Raw genomic sequence first — 16,525 nt, forward strand, 5'->3', positions numbered from 1 at the left:
CCTCTTAATCGGCCGCCGCGACAAGGCGCGGCCGGTCGAAATCTTCGGGGAAATACTTGAGGGCGCTCATCACCGGATAAGGCGTGAGCCCGCCCAACGCGCAGAGCGAGCCGAACTTCAAGGTCTGGCAAAGATCGGTGATCAGCGCGAGATTGGCGGCGATCCGCTCGCCGCGAATAATCTTGTCCATGGTTTCCGCGCCGCGTATCGAACCGATGCGGCAGGGCGTGCACTTGCCGCAGGATTCGATGGAGCAGAATTCGAGCGCGAAGCGCGCCTGGCGAGCCATGTCGACCGTGTCGTCGAACACCACGACGCCGCCGTGGCCGACCAATCCGTCGAGCGCGGCAAAGGCTTCGTAATCGAACGCCGTATCGAACAGAGACCTTGGGAAATAGGCACCGAGCGGCCCGCCCACCTGCACCGCACGCACCGGCCGGCCACTCGCCGTGCCGCCGCCGATCTCGTCGACGATCTCGCCCAGGGTGAGGCCGAAAGCTGTCTCGAAGAGGCCGCCCTGCTTCACGTTGCCGGCGAGCTGGATCGGCATGGTGCCACGCGACCGGCCCATGCCCAGCGCCGCATAGGCCTCGGCACCATCGGCCAGGATCGCCGGCACGGTCGCAAGCGAGACAAGGTTGTTGATGACGGTAGGCTTGCCGAACAGACCCTTGTGCGCGGGCAGCGGCGGCTTGGCGCGCACCTGCCCGCGCTTGCCTTCGAGGCTTTCCAGCATCGAAGTTTCTTCGCCACAGACATAGGCGCCGGCGCCGGCCCTCACGTCGATCTCGAAACCCGCCGCCGCGCCGAGAAGGCCAGAGGATTCGGCGACGGCGACAGCCTTCGAGAAGGTCCTGATGGCGTCGGGATATTCGGAGCGGATGTAGACGTAGCCCTTGGCCGCACCGACCGCGAGCCCGGCGATGATCATGCCTTCGATCAACACGAACGGGTCGCCTTCCAGGAGCATGCGGTCGGCATAGGTCCCCGAGTCGCCCTCGTCGGCGTTGCAGACGATGTATTTCTGGTCGGCCGATGTGTCGGCGACGGTCTTCCACTTGAGGCCGGTCGGGAAACCCGCGCCGCCGCGGCCGCGCAGGCCGGACTTGGTCACTTCGGCCACGGTGCCCGCAGCACCGAGACTGCGCGCCCGCTCCAGCCCACGCAGGCCACCGTGCGCACGATAATCGTCGAGCGACAAGGGATCGACGATGCCGCAGCGCGCGAAAGTGATGCGGGTCTGGCGCTTCAGGAAGGGGATCTCTTCCGGGCGTCCCACGCAGAGCGGATGGCTGGCCGCGAACCGGCTGTAGCCCGCAAACAGGCCCGGCACGTCGCCAGGCGTCACGCGGCCAAACGCGATGCGGCCGGAGGGCGTCGCGATCTCGACCATCGGTTCCAGCCAGAAGAGGCCGCGCGAGCCGGTACGGACGATCTCGACATCCACACCGTGGCGAGCGGCTTCGGTGCGAATCGCCACGGCGACTTTGTCGGCGCCGACAGCGCGCGCCGCGGCATCGCAAGGGACGAAGATGCGCAATGCGCTCATCGCCCGATCTCCGCGGCGAGCGCCGCAATCGACTCCGCCGTCAGCCGGCCGCGCGGTTCGCCATCGAGCAGCGCCGACGGCGCGCAGGCGCATAGGCCCAGGCAATAGGTGGCTTCCACGGTGAGATGGCCGTCAGGCGTCGTGCCGCCCCAGGCCACGCCGAAGTGGCGCAGCACCTGTTCGGCCAGAGCCTCGCCCTGCATCGACTGACAGGCCTCGGCGCGGCAGAGCTTCAGCACATGCCGCCCGCCCGGCGCTCCGCGAAAGTCGTGATAGAAGGAGACGACGCCGTGAACCTCGGCCCGCGTCAGGTTGAGCGCCGCCGCAATCTGGGGAATGGCCGGCGCAGGGATGCAGCCGTATTCGGCCTGCACCTCGTGCAGGATGGGCAGCAACGGACCTTCCCGGTCTACATGCCGCCGGATGATCTCGCTGGTCCGACTTTCGCTCCATGCCATCGGCATCGATCGACTCCCATCCCTGTCTTGAGCGGCTTGGCGCCGACTTTTTCATAAGGAATGATCCGTCTTCGTCGCCGTACTCTCAATAAGGCTTCCCAGTGCTGCAATAGAACATTCCTATCAATCAGCCTGTATTGGCGAGCGAAAGACTATGACGTTGGCGTCAAAACCCGGGCGAGCTGGGTTGCTTCAGCCACCAGGGCGGCCGAAAGCGGCGTCATCGGCTCCCGCGGCGGGACGACCAGGCCGACTTGGTGCACGGCGGTCGGCTCGGTGATGGGGATAGCGCGCAAATGGTCGGTGAGGCCCAGCGTATCAGCCAGCTTCTCCGGCATCACGGTCGCCCAACGGCCGGTCCGCACGTGCGAGAACAGAACGATCATCGAATTCGATTCCAGGGTCGGTTCGGCACGGCCGCTCGGATTGCCGAGCAGGCGGTCGATGATGCGCCGGTTCTGCATGTCCGGCGTCAGCAGGCAGAGCGGGATGCCGGCCACCTCCGCCCACGTCACCTGATCGCGATCGCCGAGCGGGCTGCTCTCCGACGTCAGCAAGCGGTACTGTTCGAGATAGAGCGGCACGGTGCGCATGCGCCCCAGCGGCTCGTTGTCGATGTAGGTGAGACCGGCATCGACTTCGAGGTTCTCGACCATCGACAGGATCTCGATGGAGGTGCGCGACAAGATGGTGAACGTCACGTTCGGGTGCCGGGCGCGAAACGGCGTCGTGAGGGCCGAGACCATTGCCAGCGCCGTGGGGATCGCCGCGATCCGCAGCCGGCCGGTCAGCCCCTTCTTCAAGGCCTGCAGGTCCTGACGCATGGCGCGCGCGTCGGCAACGATGCCGCGGGCCCAGTCGAGCACATGCTCGCCTTCGGTCGTAAAGCCGATGAAGCGCGAGGTGCGCTGCACCAGCATCACGCCCAACGTATCTTCGAGCTGCTTGATCGCCGCCGAGAATGTCGGCTGTGTGACGCCGCATTGCTCCGCGGCCCGGCTGAAATTCCGCTCCCGCGCCAGCGCCAGCAGGAACTCGAGCTTGTCGATCATCGCGCCAGCATATCGCGTGGTATGGCCGCGGCGTAGCCGTTAGAATCATCCTCTATAGGGTCCCCAGCGAGGCACGCATGACCGAGGCAGCGAGACGCAGTCGGCGGACTGTCATCATGGGCCTCGGCAGCTTGGGCGCACTCGGCCTTGCGGGATGCGCGACCGGCACCCGATCGGGCGCGCAGCCTCTGCCACCGCCACGCCTGCAGATGAGCCGCGTCGCCCGCATCACCGTATGCCTGCGCCCCTTTCGGGCGGCCGGCCCACGGCTCGAAGTCGAGACGGTCGGCAATAAGCGCGTGGTCCACAATTACGGCCATGGCGGCAGCGGCTGGTCGCTGGCCTGGGGGTCGAGCAGCATCGCCGCCGGCATGGCGCTGGAGGGCGGCACGCGCGATGTCGCGGTGATCGGTTGCGGGGCGCTCGGCCTTACCTCGGCCCTGCTGCTGCGCCGCGCCGGCGCCCATGTGACGATCTACGCGAAGGAACGCCTGCCGCAGAGCCAGTCGGCGCGCGCGACGGGTACCTGGTCGCCCGACTCGCGCATCGCCGCCACCGGCAGCGTGGCACCGACCTTTCCTGCCCAATGGGAGGAAATGGCGCGTACCTCCTACGCCACCTACCAGAGCTATATCGGTCAGCCGGGCGAGCCGGTCGCCATGAGCGAACGCTATGTGCTGTTCGACGATGTGGCGCAGCCAGCGCCCGCCGAACCGGACCTATCGGCCGAGGAGGTTCATTTCGCCAGCTACGGCCAGCGCCTGGCCGGCCTAACGTCACCTTACCGTTCCTTGCCGACCAACGAGAATCCCTTCCCCGTCGCTCACGCGCGAGTGGGAACATCCATGCAGTTCAACATTGCGGCACTGGGGCAACGGTTGACCGACGACTTCCTGCGCGAAGGCGGCCGGATCGTCGACATGACCTTCGACACGCCGGCCGATCTCGCGCGGCTGCGCGAGCCCGTGATCGTCAACTGCACGGGTTACGGCGCGCGGGCGTTATGGAGGGACGAGTCGGTGGTGCCCGTGCGCGGCCAGATCGCCTGGCTCTTGCCGCAGCCGGAAGTCCGCTATGGCCTCTTCTATCGACACGTCCTCATGCTGCCGCACCCCGAGGGGATCGTCATCCAGGAAACGGGACGTAACGACATGTATGGCTATGGCAACGCCGACGAGGCACCCGATCGCCGCGAGGCCGAAACCGCCATCGACACGCTCGCCCCTCTCTATCGCTAGAGCGCGAGCGTCATCTGCGGGGGCACTTTAGGTTCCTCCCGCTCGTGCAGGTTAGAGAGCGAGACGCCGAGCAAGCGCACCTTCTTCTCCAGCGGAAAGATCGTGCGGACCAATTCGCGGCTCGTGCGCTCCAGCATGTCGCGCGTGCCGACCGATTCGGAGAGCGTGCGGCTGCGCGTCACGATCTGGAAGTCGGCATACTTGATCTTCACCGTCACCGTGCGGCCAACGATGCCGGTCCGCTCGCAATAGGACCAAACATCGCCCAACACCGAGGCCACTCCCTCTTCCACCGCCTGCGGCCGGTCGAGATCCTCCATGAACGTCGTTTCCGAGCCCACCGACTTGCGCGGCCGGTTGGGTACGACCCGGCGTTCGTCATGGCCACGCGCGATGGCGTAGTAGTAGGTGCCGGAGCGTCCGAAATACTGTTCGAGGAATTCGAGCGACTGCGCCTTGAGATCGGCGCCGGTATGGATGCCGAGCCGGTTCATCTTCTCCGCCGTCTTCGGTCCTACGCCATGGAACCTCGCGACCGGCAGACTCTCGACGAAGGCCGGACCTTTCTCGGGTGGGATTGTCGTCTGGCCGTTGGGCTTGCGATGGTCCGAGGCGAGCTTGGCCAGGAACTTGTTGTAGGAGATGCCGGCCGAAGCCGTGAGGCCGGTGCGCTCCAGAATACGGGCACGGATCTCGCGGGCGATATCCGAAGCGAGCGGCATGCCCTTGAGGTTCGTCGTCACGTCGAGATAGGCCTCGTCGAGCGACAGCGGTTCCACCAGCGGCGTGTAGTCGAGGAAGATCTCGCGGATCTGACACGACACTTCCTTGTAGACGTCGAAGCGCGGCTTCACGAAGACCAGTTCGGGACACATCCGCTTCGCGGTGACCGAGGGCATGGCCGAGCGCACGCCGAACTTCCGCGCCTCGTAGCTCGCGGCCATGACGACGCCGCGCTGGCGGCCACCGACCGCGACCGGCAGGCCGCGCAACGCCGGGTCGTCACGCTGCTCCACGGACGCATAGAAAGCGTCCATGTCGACATGGATGATCTTGCGGGTCGGGGTTTCCGCCATGGTCTGATTATAGAGGTATGAGCCCTGGGTATCGCCGATATGCAAATGACAATCGTTTGCAACACGGATACAGTCTGACCATGCCCGATACTGCTCCCGCCTTCCCCGAGAGCCGCGATGTGCAACGGCTCGCCCTCGACCAATTGCTGACCCGCCGCTCGGTGGGACCGCTGCAGGAACCGGCGCCAGAAGGCGCCGACCTCGACCTGATCCTTGATGCCGGCTTGCGTGCGCCCGACCACGGAAAGCTGCGACCCTGGCGTTTCGTCATCATCCGCGGCGACGCCCGCCTCGCCTTCGGTGAGCGCCTGGCCGAAGCCGCCGCCAAACGCGATCCAGCGAACGGTGCCGCCCTCGGCGAACGCTACCGCGCCTGGGTGCGGCGCATCCCGATGTTGATCGCCGTCGGCGCCGTCGTGAAGGACGGCAACATTCCCGAGATCGAGCAGGTGCTTTCCGCCGGCGCGGCCGCCATGAACATGCTGAACACCATCCACCTGTTGGGCTATGGCGGCATGTGGGTGACCGGCGCGAATGTCTACGATCCCGCCGTGAATGCCCTGCTGGGCTTCGAGGCGCCGTCGCATCTGATCGGCTTCATCACCGTCGGCACACCGGCCACAACATTGCCGCCGATGGCGCGCCCCGATCGCGCCGACCATGTCGTGGAGTGGGCCGCCCCCAGCTAGGGCGCCACGGCACGACCGAAGCGGCAGGCTTTTCCAAGCCGGCCGCGACGCGGTATTGGTTCCACTCCCTGATCGAAGTGAATGGGGAGTGCGTCATGCCGGCCGAGCAAACCGCAGCTCCAGACGGGGCAGCCCTCAGGGTCGCCCTGTGGCGGGCCCTGCATGCCCAGATCGACTCACCGCCGCACGTGCTCCGAGACGAGATCGGCCTGCTGCTCGCCGCGCCGACCGACGACTGGCGTCAGCGTCCGGACATGGACGCCAAGGCCACCAGCCGCGCCCGCGCGTCGGTCGTTGCCCGCGCCCGCTTCATCGAGGATCTGGTCGTCGAGCAGGCAAACCAAGGTATCAGCCAGTACCTCATCCTCGGCGCCGGCCTGGATACCTTCGTTCAGCGCCGACCGGAGATCGCCACCCGCCTTCGCACCTTCGAAGTCGATCAACCCGCTGCCCAGGCCTGGAAGCAGAAACGCTTGATCGAAACCGGCTTCGGCATTCCCGACTATCTGCGGCTCGTCCCGGTCGACTTCGAGACGGGCTGGTCGTGGTGGGAGAAGCTTGCATCTGCGGGATTCGATTCGGATCGGCCGGCAGTGGCGGCCTCCAGCGGTGTCACCATGTACCTCAGCAAGGATGCGGTGATGACGACACTGCGCCGTGCCGCGGCCCTCGTTCGAGGCTCTACGCTGGCCATGACCTTCATGCCGCCACTGGAGTTTGTCGATTCAGAAGAGCGCGCCCTGCGTCAGGCAGCGGCAAAGGGTGCGGAGGCCGCCGGGACACCTTTCGTCAGTTTCTTCAGCCCGACGGAGATGCTGGACCTGGCCCGCGAAGCGGGCTTCCGGGAAGTCCAGCACGTGTCGGCCGCCGATCTTGCCGAGCGTTACTTCGCCGGCAGGACGGACGGCCTCCGTCCGTCGAGCGCAGAGCAGTTTCTGGTCGCGAGGACCTGAGCCCGAATCTCGCGTTAAGCCGCCTGCTTCAGCTTGCCGGCCGCATCGAGCGCCTGCGCAAGATCGGCGAGGATATCGTCGATATGCTCAATGCCGATCGACAGCCGCACGTAGCCATCCGAAACGCCGGTCGCGAGCTGCTCCTCGGCGGAAAGCTGCGAGTGCGTCGTCGAGGCCGGGTGGATGGCGAGGCTGCGCGAATCGCCGATATTGGCGACGTGATAGAGCAGCTTCAGCGAATCGATGAAGCGCCGGCCGGCTTCGCGACCCGCCGCCAGCTCGAAGCCGACGAGACCGCCATAGCCGCCCTTCAGATAGGTGTCGGCGCGGCGCCGCGCCTCGCCCTTCTGTTGCGAGGGATGAATGACCTTCGCGACCTCCGGACGCTTGACCAGAAAATCGGCCACAGCCTGCGCGTTCTTGACGTGACGCTCCATGCGCAACGTAACGGTCTCGATGCCCTGCAGGATCAGGAAGGCATTGAACGGCGCCAGCGGCGCGCCGAGATCGCGCAGCAAGGTCGTGCGTGCCTTGATGATGTAGGCGACCGGCCCGATCGGCTTCACCGCCTCGACCCAGACGGCACCGTGATAGCTGGGATCGGGCGTATTGAGTGCCGGCTGACGCTTGGGATGAGCGGCCCAGTCGAAGGTACCGCCATCGACGATCAGGCCGGCAATCGAGTTACCATGTCCGCCGATATACTTGGTACCGGAATAGACGACGACCGCGGCGCCGTGATCGAGCGGGCGCGTAAGGATCGGCGCCGCCGTATTGTCGACGATCAGCGGGATGCCCAGAGGCCGGCCAATATCCGCCACTTCCTTGATCGGGAAGACTGTAAGCTTGGGATTGGGCAACGTCTCGGCATAGTAAGCCCGCGTGCGATCGTCGGTGGCTCGGGCAAAGGCCTGCGGATCGGCCGGATCGACAAAGCGCACTTCGATGCCCTGATCCTTGAGCGTGTGGGCAAAGAGATTCCACGTGCCGCCATAGAGATCGGTCGAGCTCACGACATTGTCGCCGGCCCGCGCCAGGTTCTGCAGCGCAAAGGCCGATGCGGCCTGACCCGACCCTACCGCCAGCGCCGCGGCGCCGCCTTCGAGGGCTGCGATGCGCTGTTCGAGCACGTCGACCGTCGGATTGCCGATGCGCGTGTAGATGTTGCCCAGTTCCTTCAGGGCGAACAGGTTCGAGGCGTGCTCGGTGTCGCGAAACTGATACGAGGTGGTCTGGTGGATCGGCACCGCGACCGAGCCGGTCACGGGGTCGGCGCGCCAGCCGGCATGCAGCGACAGGGTCTCAGGATGGCGGGAGTTAGTCATTGTATGGCCTCGCTGTTTGCAACGAAAGGCGAGCGTCGTTGCCGCCCGTGTCGTGGTCAACGGCAATGACTGCCAAAGCAGTACGCGCGATCGGCAAGTCCGGCCTGCCGGCCGCGACGGGAGAAGAAAATCCTCCTCCCCGAGGGTTGTCGAGTCCTAGCGTGTCGCCGAAACGGTCGGCACGGCCGGCGACGGCGCCGGCTGAGGCGGAGGCGTCGGCAGGGCCGGCGGCGCAGGGTTCGCCCGCTTGAGGCCGCCGATCGGCGTCACGGCCGGCAGATCGGCCTGCTGCCAGCCGCCGCCCAATGCCTTCACCAGGTTCGCACTGGCGATAAGCCGATTGAGGCGAATGGTCAGCAAAGTCTGCTCGGCCGCCAGTGCCGTGGCCTGCGTCTGCACCACGGTCGTATAGGGTACGGTGCCGACGCGATATTGATTGAGCGACAGCCGTTCAGCCTCGCGGGAGGCAGCGACGGCGGCGCGCTGGACCTTCTCCTGCTGCACCAGGATGCGCTGCTGGGCGAGCGCATCCTCGACTTGCTGGAAAGCGGTCAGGATAGTCAGGCGATAGGTCGCCACCGTGGCGTCGTAGTTGGCCCGTGCGCCTTCGACCTGTGCGGAAAGCGCGCCGCCATCGAGCAAGGTCCCGGCAAGCTGTGGCCCCACCGACCACACTGCATTGCCGATCTGCAGCAGCGAGCCCAGGCCGCCGGCCAGGAAGCCAATGGAAGCACCCAGCGAGATCTGCGGATAGAAGGCGCCGATCGCGACGCCGATCTGCGCGTTGGCCGAAGCCATGCGGCGCTCCGCGCCGGCAATGTCGGGCCGTCGTTCGAGCAAGGTCGATGGCACGCCGGCCTCGACGGTGGGCACGGTGAGTTGCGTGCGGGAGGGCTCAATGCCGATTTCGGCCGGCGCCTTGCCGACCAGCAGCGCGATCGCGTGTTCGAACAAGGCCCGGTTGATGGCTTCGCCGACGAGCTGCGCACGCGTCTGCTCGTACTGCGCCTGTGCCTGCGCCAGGTCGACACGCGAGACGATGCCGGCATCGACCTGATTCTGCACGATCTGCATGGAACGGGCGTAGGCGGCAACGGTCTCTTCATAGAGCCGCTTGCGATCGTCGGAGATGCGCAGCCCGAAGTAGCTCGTCGCAAGATCGGTCTGCGCCGACAGCCGGGCATTGGCGAGATCGGCGTCACTAGCCTGCGCGGCAGCCGAATCGCCTTCGATCTGACGCCGCAGCCTGCCCCAGATGTCGATCTCCCAGGCAAGCGTTGCGCCTGTCGTGTACTGACCCTGCGAAGAGTCGCCGCGCGTGATGGTCGTGGTCGTGCCGGTCGTCCCGCGCAACCCTCCAGTGCCGGCCTGCTGTGCCGCGCCGGTTCCGCTGATTGTCGGGAAAAGCGCCGACTGGTCCTGCCGGATCAGCGCCCGCGCCCGCCGGTAGCCGGCTTCGAACACTTTCAGGTTCTGGTTCGACACATCGATCTGCGCCGCCAGGCTATCCAGAACCGGATCGCCATAGCTTTGCCACCACGGCCCGCGGTCGACGCCATCGCGCGGCTGTGCGGGTTGGAAGACGGCAGCGGCCCCCGTGACGGGCTCGGCCTCCTTGTAGGCCTGCGTCGGCAAGGTCGCGGGCGGTGGACGGACATAGTTCGGCCCGACAAGACAGCCCGATACAAGAACGGCCGGAAGAAGCGCCGCGATGCGCTTCATGCCGGCACTCCCGTCGGGCCGCCGGAGGAGCCCAGGGCGCGGGCGACACGGCTTGGCTGGTCGCGGTCGCGACGGCGGAAGCGGTCGAGGTAAAGATAGATGACGGGCGTGGTGTAGAGGGTCAGGATCTGGCTCACGATAAGGCCGCCGATAATCGATATGCCAAGCGGCCGGCGCAACTCCGCGCCGTCGCCATATCCCAGCGCCAGCGGAAGCGCGCCGAGGATCGCGGCCATGGTCGTCATCAGGATCGGACGGAAGCGCAGCACGGCCGCCTCGTGGATGGCCACCGCCGGCTCCAGACCTTCGCGACGTTCTCGTTCCAGGGCGACGTCGATCATCATGATGGCGTTCTTCTTCACGATACCGATCAGCAGCAGAACGCCGATCATGGCGATGATGCTGAACTCCACGCCCGAGAACTGCAGTGCCAGCAGGGCGCCGACACCGGCCGACGGCAAGGTCGAGAGGATGGTGATCGGATGGATGTAACTCTCGTAGAGGATGCCGAGCACGATATAGACCGCGGCGAGCGCCGCCAGCACGAGCAGCAGTTGGTTGTTCAGCGATTGCTGGAAGGCGCGCGCCGTGCCCTGGAACGATCCGTGCAGCGTGGTCGGCACGCCGATCTCGCGCATCGTCTCGTTCACGTAGGCGACCGCATCGCTCAAGGTCTTGCCCGGCGCCAGGTTGAAGGAGATCGTGCTGGCCACGAACATGCTCTGGTGATTAACCGCCAACGGCGTGGTGCCGTATTCGTAGCGGGTCAACTGCGTCAGCGGGATCAACGTCTCGGCGGCCGTACTGACCGCGGCGCCGGTCGACGCCCCGCCGCGGCCACCGATGGCGATCTGATTGGTCCGGGCGTTGCGCAGCGCCTGGGCGGGATCGGCGGCGATCGCCGCCTTGGCGCCGATGGCCGGCGACGCCAGCGCACCGGCGATGCCGCCGGAGGTCTGCGTCCCGCTCAGCGCCCCGCCCGACGTGCTGACATAGATGTCCTTCAACGTCTCCGGGCTCGCCCACCATTGCGGCGCCACCTCCATGACGACGTGGTACTGGTTGAGGGCATTGTAGATTGTCGAAACCTGGCGCTGGCCGAAGGCGTCGTAGAGCGTCGCCGAGATGGCGCGCGTGGACACGCCGAGGCGGCTCGCCGCGTCCCGATCGATGGTGAGGTTGATCTGCAGGCCGCGTTGCTGCTGGTCGGAGTCGACGTCGGTGATGACGGACGTGTCTTTCTGCAGCGCCTCGGTCAGCTTCGGTCCCCAGGCATAGAGGTCGGGCAACGAATCGGCCTGCAGGGAGAACTGGTATTGCGCATTGCTCTGCCGGCCGCCGACCCGGATATCCTGCACCGACTGCAGGAACAGCATTGCACCCGGCACCTGCGCGAGCCTGGGCCGCAGCCGCGCGATCACCTGATCGGCCGAGACGTCGCGCTCGCCGAGCGGCTTCAGGGTCGCGAACATGAAGCCCGAGTTGGTCTGGAAGCCGCCGGTGAAACCCGCGACGCTCGCAATCGCCGGATCGGACCGCACGATCTCGATGAACTGACGGAACTTCCGCCGCATCGCCTGGAAGGAAATGCTCTGATCGGCGCGAATGCCGCCGACGATGCGTCCGGTATCCTGCTGCGGGAAGAAGCCCTTGGGGATGCTGACATAGAGATGGATGTTGAGCAGCACGGTTCCCAGGAAGACCAGGATGGTGATCAGCGGATGGCGCAGCACCAGGCCCAGGCTGCGGCCGTACAGGGCCTGCAGCAGCGCGAAGGCCCGCTCGCTCGCCCGGAAGAACCAGCCCGGCGGCCGATCCTGCGGCTGGCGCAGCACGTAGGCGCACATCATCGGCGTCGCGGTGAGCGACACGACCATGGAAACGACGATTGCCACCGACAGGGTGACGGCAAATTCGCGGAACAGGCGGCCGACGATTCCGCCCATCAGCAGGATCGGGATGAACACGGCGATCAGCGACAGACTCATCGACACGACGGTGAAGCCGACCTCGCGGGCGCCCTTGAGCGCGGCCTCGATTCGCGACATTCCCTCTTCAATGTGCCGCGAGACGTTTTCCAGCACGATGATCGCATCGTCGACCACGAAGCCCGCCGCGATGGTCATCGCCATCAGCGACAGGTTGTTGAGGCTGTAGCCCAGCAGGTACATGCCGCCAAAGGTGGCGATCAACGACACCGGCACGGTCACGGCCGCGACGAACCCGGCCCGCGCCGAGCGCAGGAAGGCGAAGGTGACCAGCACCACCAGGATGACGCTGATCACCAGCGCCGAACCCACTTCCTTGAGTGCGGCGCGAATCGTGGTGGTGCGATCGGCCACCACCTCGACGTCGACATCGTTGGGCATCGCCGCCTGGAGTTCCGGCAGCAGTTCCTTGATCGCGTCGACCGTCTCGATGATGTTGGCGTTGGGCTGCTTGTAGATGATCACCAGCACCGAGCGCTTGCCGTTGGCTTGCCCTTCGTTGCGGATGTCTTCGGTCGAGTCGATCACCTCCGCCACATCCGACAGCCGGACAGGCGCGCCATTGCGCCAGGCGATGATCAGCGAGCGGTACTGGTCGGCTGTGGTCGCCTGATCGTTGGAATAGATCTGGTAGCGGCGATCGCCGTGCTCGATCGCGCCCTTGGGCGAGTTGGCGTTGGCCGCAGCAATGGCCGCGCGCACGCTCTCCAGGCCGATGGCATACTTGTTCAGCGCCGTCGGGTTGATCTCCACCCGCACCGCCGGCAGAGAGCTGCCGCCCAGCTGGACCTGTCCTACCCCGCTCACCTGGCTGATCTTCTGCTGCAGGATGTTGGAGGCGGCGTCGTACAGGCGGCCCTGGCCCAGCGTGTTCGACGTCAGCGCGATCACCATGACCGGGGCATCGGCGGGGTTGATCTTGCGATACTGCGGGTTGTTGCGCAGATCGGTGGGCATGTCGGCGCGCGCCGCATTGATCGCGCCCTGCACGTCGCGCGCCGCTCCGTCGATACTGCGCGACAGATCGAACTGCAGGATGATGCGCGAATTGCCGACCGTGCTCGACGACGTGATCTCGCTGATGCCGGCGATGGCGCCGAGCCGCCGTTCCAGCGGCGTGGTCACGCTGGTCGCCACCGTCTCCGGCGAGGCGCCCGGCAGATTGGCGGTGACGAGAATGGTCGGGAAATCGATCTTGGGCAGCGGCGACACCGGCAGCTTGAAGAAAGCCACCAGGCCCGCCAATGCCAGGCCGATCGTCAGCAAGGTCGTGGCGACCGGCCGCGCGATGAAGGGTGCGGACAGATTCACGGCGCCCCCTCGCCCACCTCGCCGCGAACCGGGTAAAGCGGCGCATCGGGCGGCAGGCCGCGCAGGCGGCGGCCCAGCCGGTCGAAGGCGAGATAAATCACCGGCGTCGTGAAGAGCGTCAGCACCTGGCTCACGATCAGGCCGCCCACGATGGTGAGGCCGAGCGGCTGGCGCAGCTCTGAGCCGGTGCCGGTGCCCAGCATCAGGGGCAGTGCGCCGACAAGGGCGGCGACGGTGGTCATCAGGATCGGCCGGAAGCGCAGCAGGCAGGCCTGGTGGATCGCTTCGCGCGGCGACTTGCCCTCGTTGCGTTCGGCGTCGAGGGCGAAGTCGATCATCATGATCGCATTCTTCTTCACGATGCCGATCAGCAGCACGATGCCGATGATGGCGACCACGCTGAGTTCGCTCCCCGCCAGCATCAACGCCCACAGCGCGCCGATGCCGGCCGACGGCAGGGTCGAGAGGATCGTGATGGGATGGATGTAGCTCTCGTAGAGCACGCCCAGCACAATGTAGACGGTGACGATGGCCGCCAGGATCAGCAGGAGCTGGCTGTCGAGCGACTTCTGGAAGGCGAGTGCCGCGCCCTGGAAGTGCGTGGTGATCGACCGCGGCATGCCGATCTCCTGCTGCGCCGCGACGATGGCGTTGACCGCGGCGCCCAGCGCATAGCCCGGCGCCAGGTTGAAGGAGATGGTGGTGGCCGGAAACTGGCCGAAACGGTCGAGCCGCAGTGGCGCTGCCCGTTCCTCGAACGTCGCGATGGCCGACAGCGGCACCTGCTTGCCGGCCTGGGAGCCGGGAAGGTAGAGGCTGTTCAACGCCTCCAGCGAACGCCCCAGCGCCGGCTCAACCTCGTAGATGACGCGATACTGGTTCGACTGCGTGTAGACGGTCGAGACGATGCGCTGGCCGAAGATGTCGTAGAGCACGTTGTTGACGGTCGCGGCGGTGATGCCGAACCGGGCCGCAGCATCCCTGTCGATCTTGATAAACATCGACAGGCCCTTGTTTTGAAGATCGCTCGTCACGTCGACGATTTCGGGCAGGCGGCCAAGCCGCTCCATCAGACGCGGCACCCAGATGTCGAATTCGTCGGCCTTCGCGCTCTCCAGGACGAACTGATACTGGGTGCGGCTCACCGTCGAATCGATCGTGAGGTCCTGCACCGGCTGCATGTAGAGCGAAATGCCCACGACCGAGGCCGCTTCGCGCTGCAGCCGGCGGATGATCTGGGTCGCCGACAGCGAACGTTCGCCGCGCGGCTTGAGGTTGATCAGCATGCGGCCCGAGTTCAGCGTCGGGTTGGTCCCGTCGACGCCGATAAAGGACGCAAGGCTCGCGACATCGGGATCCTTGAGAATGACCTCGGCCAACGCCTGCTGGCGCTTGCTCATGGCGTCGAAGGAAACGCTCTGCGGCGCCTCCGTAACGGCCTGGATCAACCCGGTATCCTGAACCGGGAAGAAGCCTTTAGGCACGACGACGTAGAGGAGCACCGTCAACGCCACGGTGCCGACCGCGACCAGCAGGGTCAGCGTCTGATGACGGAACACCACAACCAGGCAACGATCGTAGAAATCGATCAGGCGGGCGAACCAGCGCGCGCCCATCGCCTGCTCCTCGCCGCCGGCATGGGTGCGGGTTTCCGTCGTCGTCTCGGGGCCGGCCGCCGCATGCGGCCGCCGGCGAAGAAGCTGCGCGCACAGCATCGGCACCAGGGTCAGCGACACCACGGCCGAGATCAGGATGGTCACGGAGAGGGTGACGGCGAATTCGCTGAACAGGCGCCCCACGACGTCGCTCATGAACAGCAACGGGATCAACACGGCGATCAGCGAAACGGTAAGCGACACCACCGTGAAGGCGATCTGCCGTGACCCCTTGAGGGACGCCGCCAGGGGATCCTCGCCGCGCTCGATGTAGCGGGCGATGTTCTCGATCATGACGATCGCATCGTCGACCACGAAGCCGGTGGCGATGGTCAAGGCCATGATCGACAGGTTGTTCAGGCTGAAGCCCGCGAGATACATGACCGCCAGCGTGCCGACCAGCGACAGCGGCACCGACAAGCTCGGGATCAGCGTGGCGCGGGCGTCCCCTAAGAAGGCGAAGATCACCGCCACGACCAGGATGACCGCGAAGGTGAGCTCGATCTGCACGTCGCGTACCGAGGCGCGGATCGTCACGGTGCGGTCGGTCAGCACGGCGACGTCGAGCGAGTTCGGCAGGGTCTCTCGAAGCTGCGGCATCAACGCCTTGATGCGGTCGACGACGTCGATGACGTTGGCGCCGGGCTGGCGCTGGACGTTAACGATCACGGCCTGGACGCTGTCGGCCCACGCCGCGATGCGGTTGTTCTCCTGCCCCTCCTCGACCGTCGCCACGTCGCGGATGCGCACCGGCGCACCGTTGCGGTAGGCCACGACGATGTCGCGGAACGTGTCGGGATCGGTGATCTGGTCGTTGGCGTTGATGGTGAGCGCCCGCGCCGGCCCGTCGAAGTTGCCTTTGGGCGTGTTCACGTTGGCGTTGGCGATGACGGTGCGCAGATCGTCGATGTTGAGACCGTAAGCGGCAAGCGCCGTCGGATTGGCGCGGATGCGCACGCCGGGCTTCTGCCCGCCTTCCAGGCTGACAAGGCCGACGCCCGGAATCTGCGAGATCTTCTGTGCCAGTCGTGTATCGACCAGATCATGGATCTTGGTCAGCGGCTCGGAGCGCGACGTGACGGCGAGCGTCAGTACAGGCGCGTCGGCCGGATTGACCTTGGCGTAGATCGGTGGCGCCGGCAGATCGCCCGGCAGCAGGTTGCCCGCGGCATTGATGGCGGCCTGCACCTGCTGCTCGGCGATATCGAGACCGAGCTTCAAGTCGAACTGCAGGGTGATGGCCGATGCGCCCGCCGAACTGGTCGAGGTCATCTGATTGAGGCCGGGCATCTGCCCGAACTGACGTTCGAGCGGCGCCGTGACCGACGTCGTCATCACCTCCGGGCTGGCGCCGGGATAGAGCGTCAGCACGCGAATGGTCGGATAGTCGACCTGAGGCAGCGCGGAGAGTGGCAGGAAGCGGTAGGCAATGATGCCCACCAGCATGATCGCCACCATAAACAGCGAGGTGGCAACCGGCCGTTCGATGAAAATCCGCGACGGATTCAT

At 66.1% G+C, this 16,525-nt stretch carries 11 protein-coding genes; 3 read left to right on the plus strand and 8 right to left on the minus strand.

Annotated elements, in window-relative coordinates:
* Positions 1 to 4: 4 nt before the first annotated feature.
* From BN60_RS23305 to BN60_RS23315, 3 genes are all read right to left on the minus strand, one after another.
* On the minus strand, positions 5 to 1,549 hold the full coding sequence (locus tag BN60_RS23305) for a formate dehydrogenase beta subunit (RefSeq protein ID WP_020698579.1): 1,545 nt from the start codon (positions 1,547 to 1,549) through the stop codon (positions 5 to 7).
* The gene (locus BN60_RS23310; RefSeq protein WP_020698580.1) at positions 1,546 to 2,013 is read right to left on the minus strand and encodes a formate dehydrogenase subunit gamma; all 468 of its coding nucleotides are present in this window, start codon (positions 2,011 to 2,013) and stop codon (positions 1,546 to 1,548) included. Before BN60_RS23310 ends, BN60_RS23305 begins: the two co-directional genes overlap by 4 nt.
* Positions 2,014 to 2,159: 146 nt before the next feature.
* Complete coding sequence (locus BN60_RS23315) at positions 2,160 to 3,059, minus strand: LysR family transcriptional regulator (protein WP_020698581.1); 900 nt, start codon at positions 3,057 to 3,059, stop codon at positions 2,160 to 2,162.
* Positions 3,060 to 3,136: 77 nt separating this feature from the next.
* On the opposite strand from BN60_RS23315, the gene BN60_RS23320 reads away from it, so the two are divergent.
* Positions 3,137 to 4,297 (plus strand): NAD(P)/FAD-dependent oxidoreductase, encoded by a 1,161-nt coding sequence (locus BN60_RS23320; protein ID WP_043284279.1) that lies wholly within the window; start codon positions 3,137 to 3,139, stop codon positions 4,295 to 4,297.
* Here BN60_RS23320 and dinB read toward each other — a convergent pair.
* Positions 4,294 to 5,373 carry a DNA polymerase IV gene (gene dinB, locus BN60_RS23325; RefSeq protein WP_020698583.1) on the minus strand — a complete coding sequence of 360 codons (1,080 nt, stop codon included), beginning with the start codon at positions 5,371 to 5,373 and terminating at the stop codon, positions 4,294 to 4,296. The genes BN60_RS23320 and dinB overlap by 4 nt on opposite strands.
* A gap of 80 nt (positions 5,374 to 5,453) precedes the next feature.
* On the opposite strand from dinB, the gene BN60_RS23330 reads away from it, so the two are divergent.
* Positions 5,454 to 6,062 carry a nitroreductase family protein gene (locus BN60_RS23330; RefSeq protein WP_020698584.1) on the plus strand — a complete coding sequence of 203 codons (609 nt, stop codon included), beginning with the start codon at positions 5,454 to 5,456 and terminating at the stop codon, positions 6,060 to 6,062.
* A gap of 95 nt (positions 6,063 to 6,157) precedes the next feature.
* Positions 6,158 to 7,015 (plus strand): class I SAM-dependent methyltransferase, encoded by an 858-nt coding sequence (locus BN60_RS23335; protein ID WP_020698585.1) that lies wholly within the window; start codon positions 6,158 to 6,160, stop codon positions 7,013 to 7,015.
* Between the two features lie 14 nt (positions 7,016 to 7,029).
* On the opposite strand, the gene BN60_RS23340 is transcribed toward BN60_RS23335, so the two are convergent.
* From BN60_RS23340 to BN60_RS23355, 4 genes are all read right to left on the minus strand, one after another.
* The gene (locus tag BN60_RS23340; RefSeq protein WP_020698586.1) at positions 7,030 to 8,340 is read right to left on the minus strand and encodes an O-acetylhomoserine aminocarboxypropyltransferase/cysteine synthase family protein; all 1,311 of its coding nucleotides are present in this window, start codon (positions 8,338 to 8,340) and stop codon (positions 7,030 to 7,032) included.
* A 156-nt stretch (positions 8,341 to 8,496) separates the two neighbouring features.
* On the minus strand, positions 8,497 to 10,062 hold the full coding sequence (locus BN60_RS23345) for an efflux transporter outer membrane subunit (protein WP_020698587.1): 1,566 nt from the start codon (positions 10,060 to 10,062) through the stop codon (positions 8,497 to 8,499).
* Positions 10,059 to 13,361 carry an efflux RND transporter permease subunit gene (locus tag BN60_RS23350; protein WP_020698588.1) on the minus strand — a complete coding sequence of 1,101 codons (3,303 nt, stop codon included), beginning with the start codon at positions 13,359 to 13,361 and terminating at the stop codon, positions 10,059 to 10,061. The genes BN60_RS23345 and BN60_RS23350 overlap by 4 nt, the downstream gene beginning before the upstream one ends.
* On the minus strand, positions 13,358 to 16,525 hold the full coding sequence (locus tag BN60_RS23355) for an MdtB/MuxB family multidrug efflux RND transporter permease subunit (RefSeq protein ID WP_020698589.1): 3,168 nt from the start codon (positions 16,523 to 16,525) through the stop codon (positions 13,358 to 13,360). The genes BN60_RS23350 and BN60_RS23355 overlap by 4 nt, the downstream gene beginning before the upstream one ends.

It is taken from the genome of Reyranella massiliensis 521, from assembly GCF_000312425.1.
GTDB classification, from domain to species: domain Bacteria; phylum Pseudomonadota; class Alphaproteobacteria; order Reyranellales; family Reyranellaceae; genus Reyranella; species Reyranella massiliensis.

What these genes read in the sequence shown, in the direction of transcription:
- BN60_RS23305 (WP_020698579.1), bottom strand. Translation starts at nt 1,549, where the DNA reads ATGAGCGCATTGCGCATCTTCGTCCCTTGCGATGCCGCGGCGCGCGCT.
- BN60_RS23310 (WP_020698580.1), bottom strand. Translation starts at nt 2,013, where the DNA reads ATGCCGATGGCATGGAGCGAAAGTCGGACCAGCGAGATCATCCGGCGG.
- BN60_RS23315 (WP_020698581.1), bottom strand. Translation starts at nt 3,059, where the DNA reads ATGATCGACAAGCTCGAGTTCCTGCTGGCGCTGGCGCGGGAGCGGAAT.
- BN60_RS23320 (WP_043284279.1), top strand. Translation starts at nt 3,137, where the DNA reads ATGACCGAGGCAGCGAGACGCAGTCGGCGGACTGTCATCATGGGCCTC.
- dinB (WP_020698583.1), bottom strand. Translation starts at nt 5,373, where the DNA reads ATGGCGGAAACCCCGACCCGCAAGATCATCCATGTCGACATGGACGCT.
- BN60_RS23330 (WP_020698584.1), top strand. Translation starts at nt 5,454, where the DNA reads ATGCCCGATACTGCTCCCGCCTTCCCCGAGAGCCGCGATGTGCAACGG.
- BN60_RS23335 (WP_020698585.1), top strand. Translation starts at nt 6,158, where the DNA reads ATGCCGGCCGAGCAAACCGCAGCTCCAGACGGGGCAGCCCTCAGGGTC.
- BN60_RS23340 (WP_020698586.1), bottom strand. Translation starts at nt 8,340, where the DNA reads ATGACTAACTCCCGCCATCCTGAGACCCTGTCGCTGCATGCCGGCTGG.
- BN60_RS23345 (WP_020698587.1), bottom strand. Translation starts at nt 10,062, where the DNA reads ATGAAGCGCATCGCGGCGCTTCTTCCGGCCGTTCTTGTATCGGGCTGT.
- BN60_RS23355 (WP_020698589.1), bottom strand. Translation starts at nt 16,525, where the DNA reads ATGAATCCGTCGCGGATTTTCATCGAACGGCCGGTTGCCACCTCGCTG.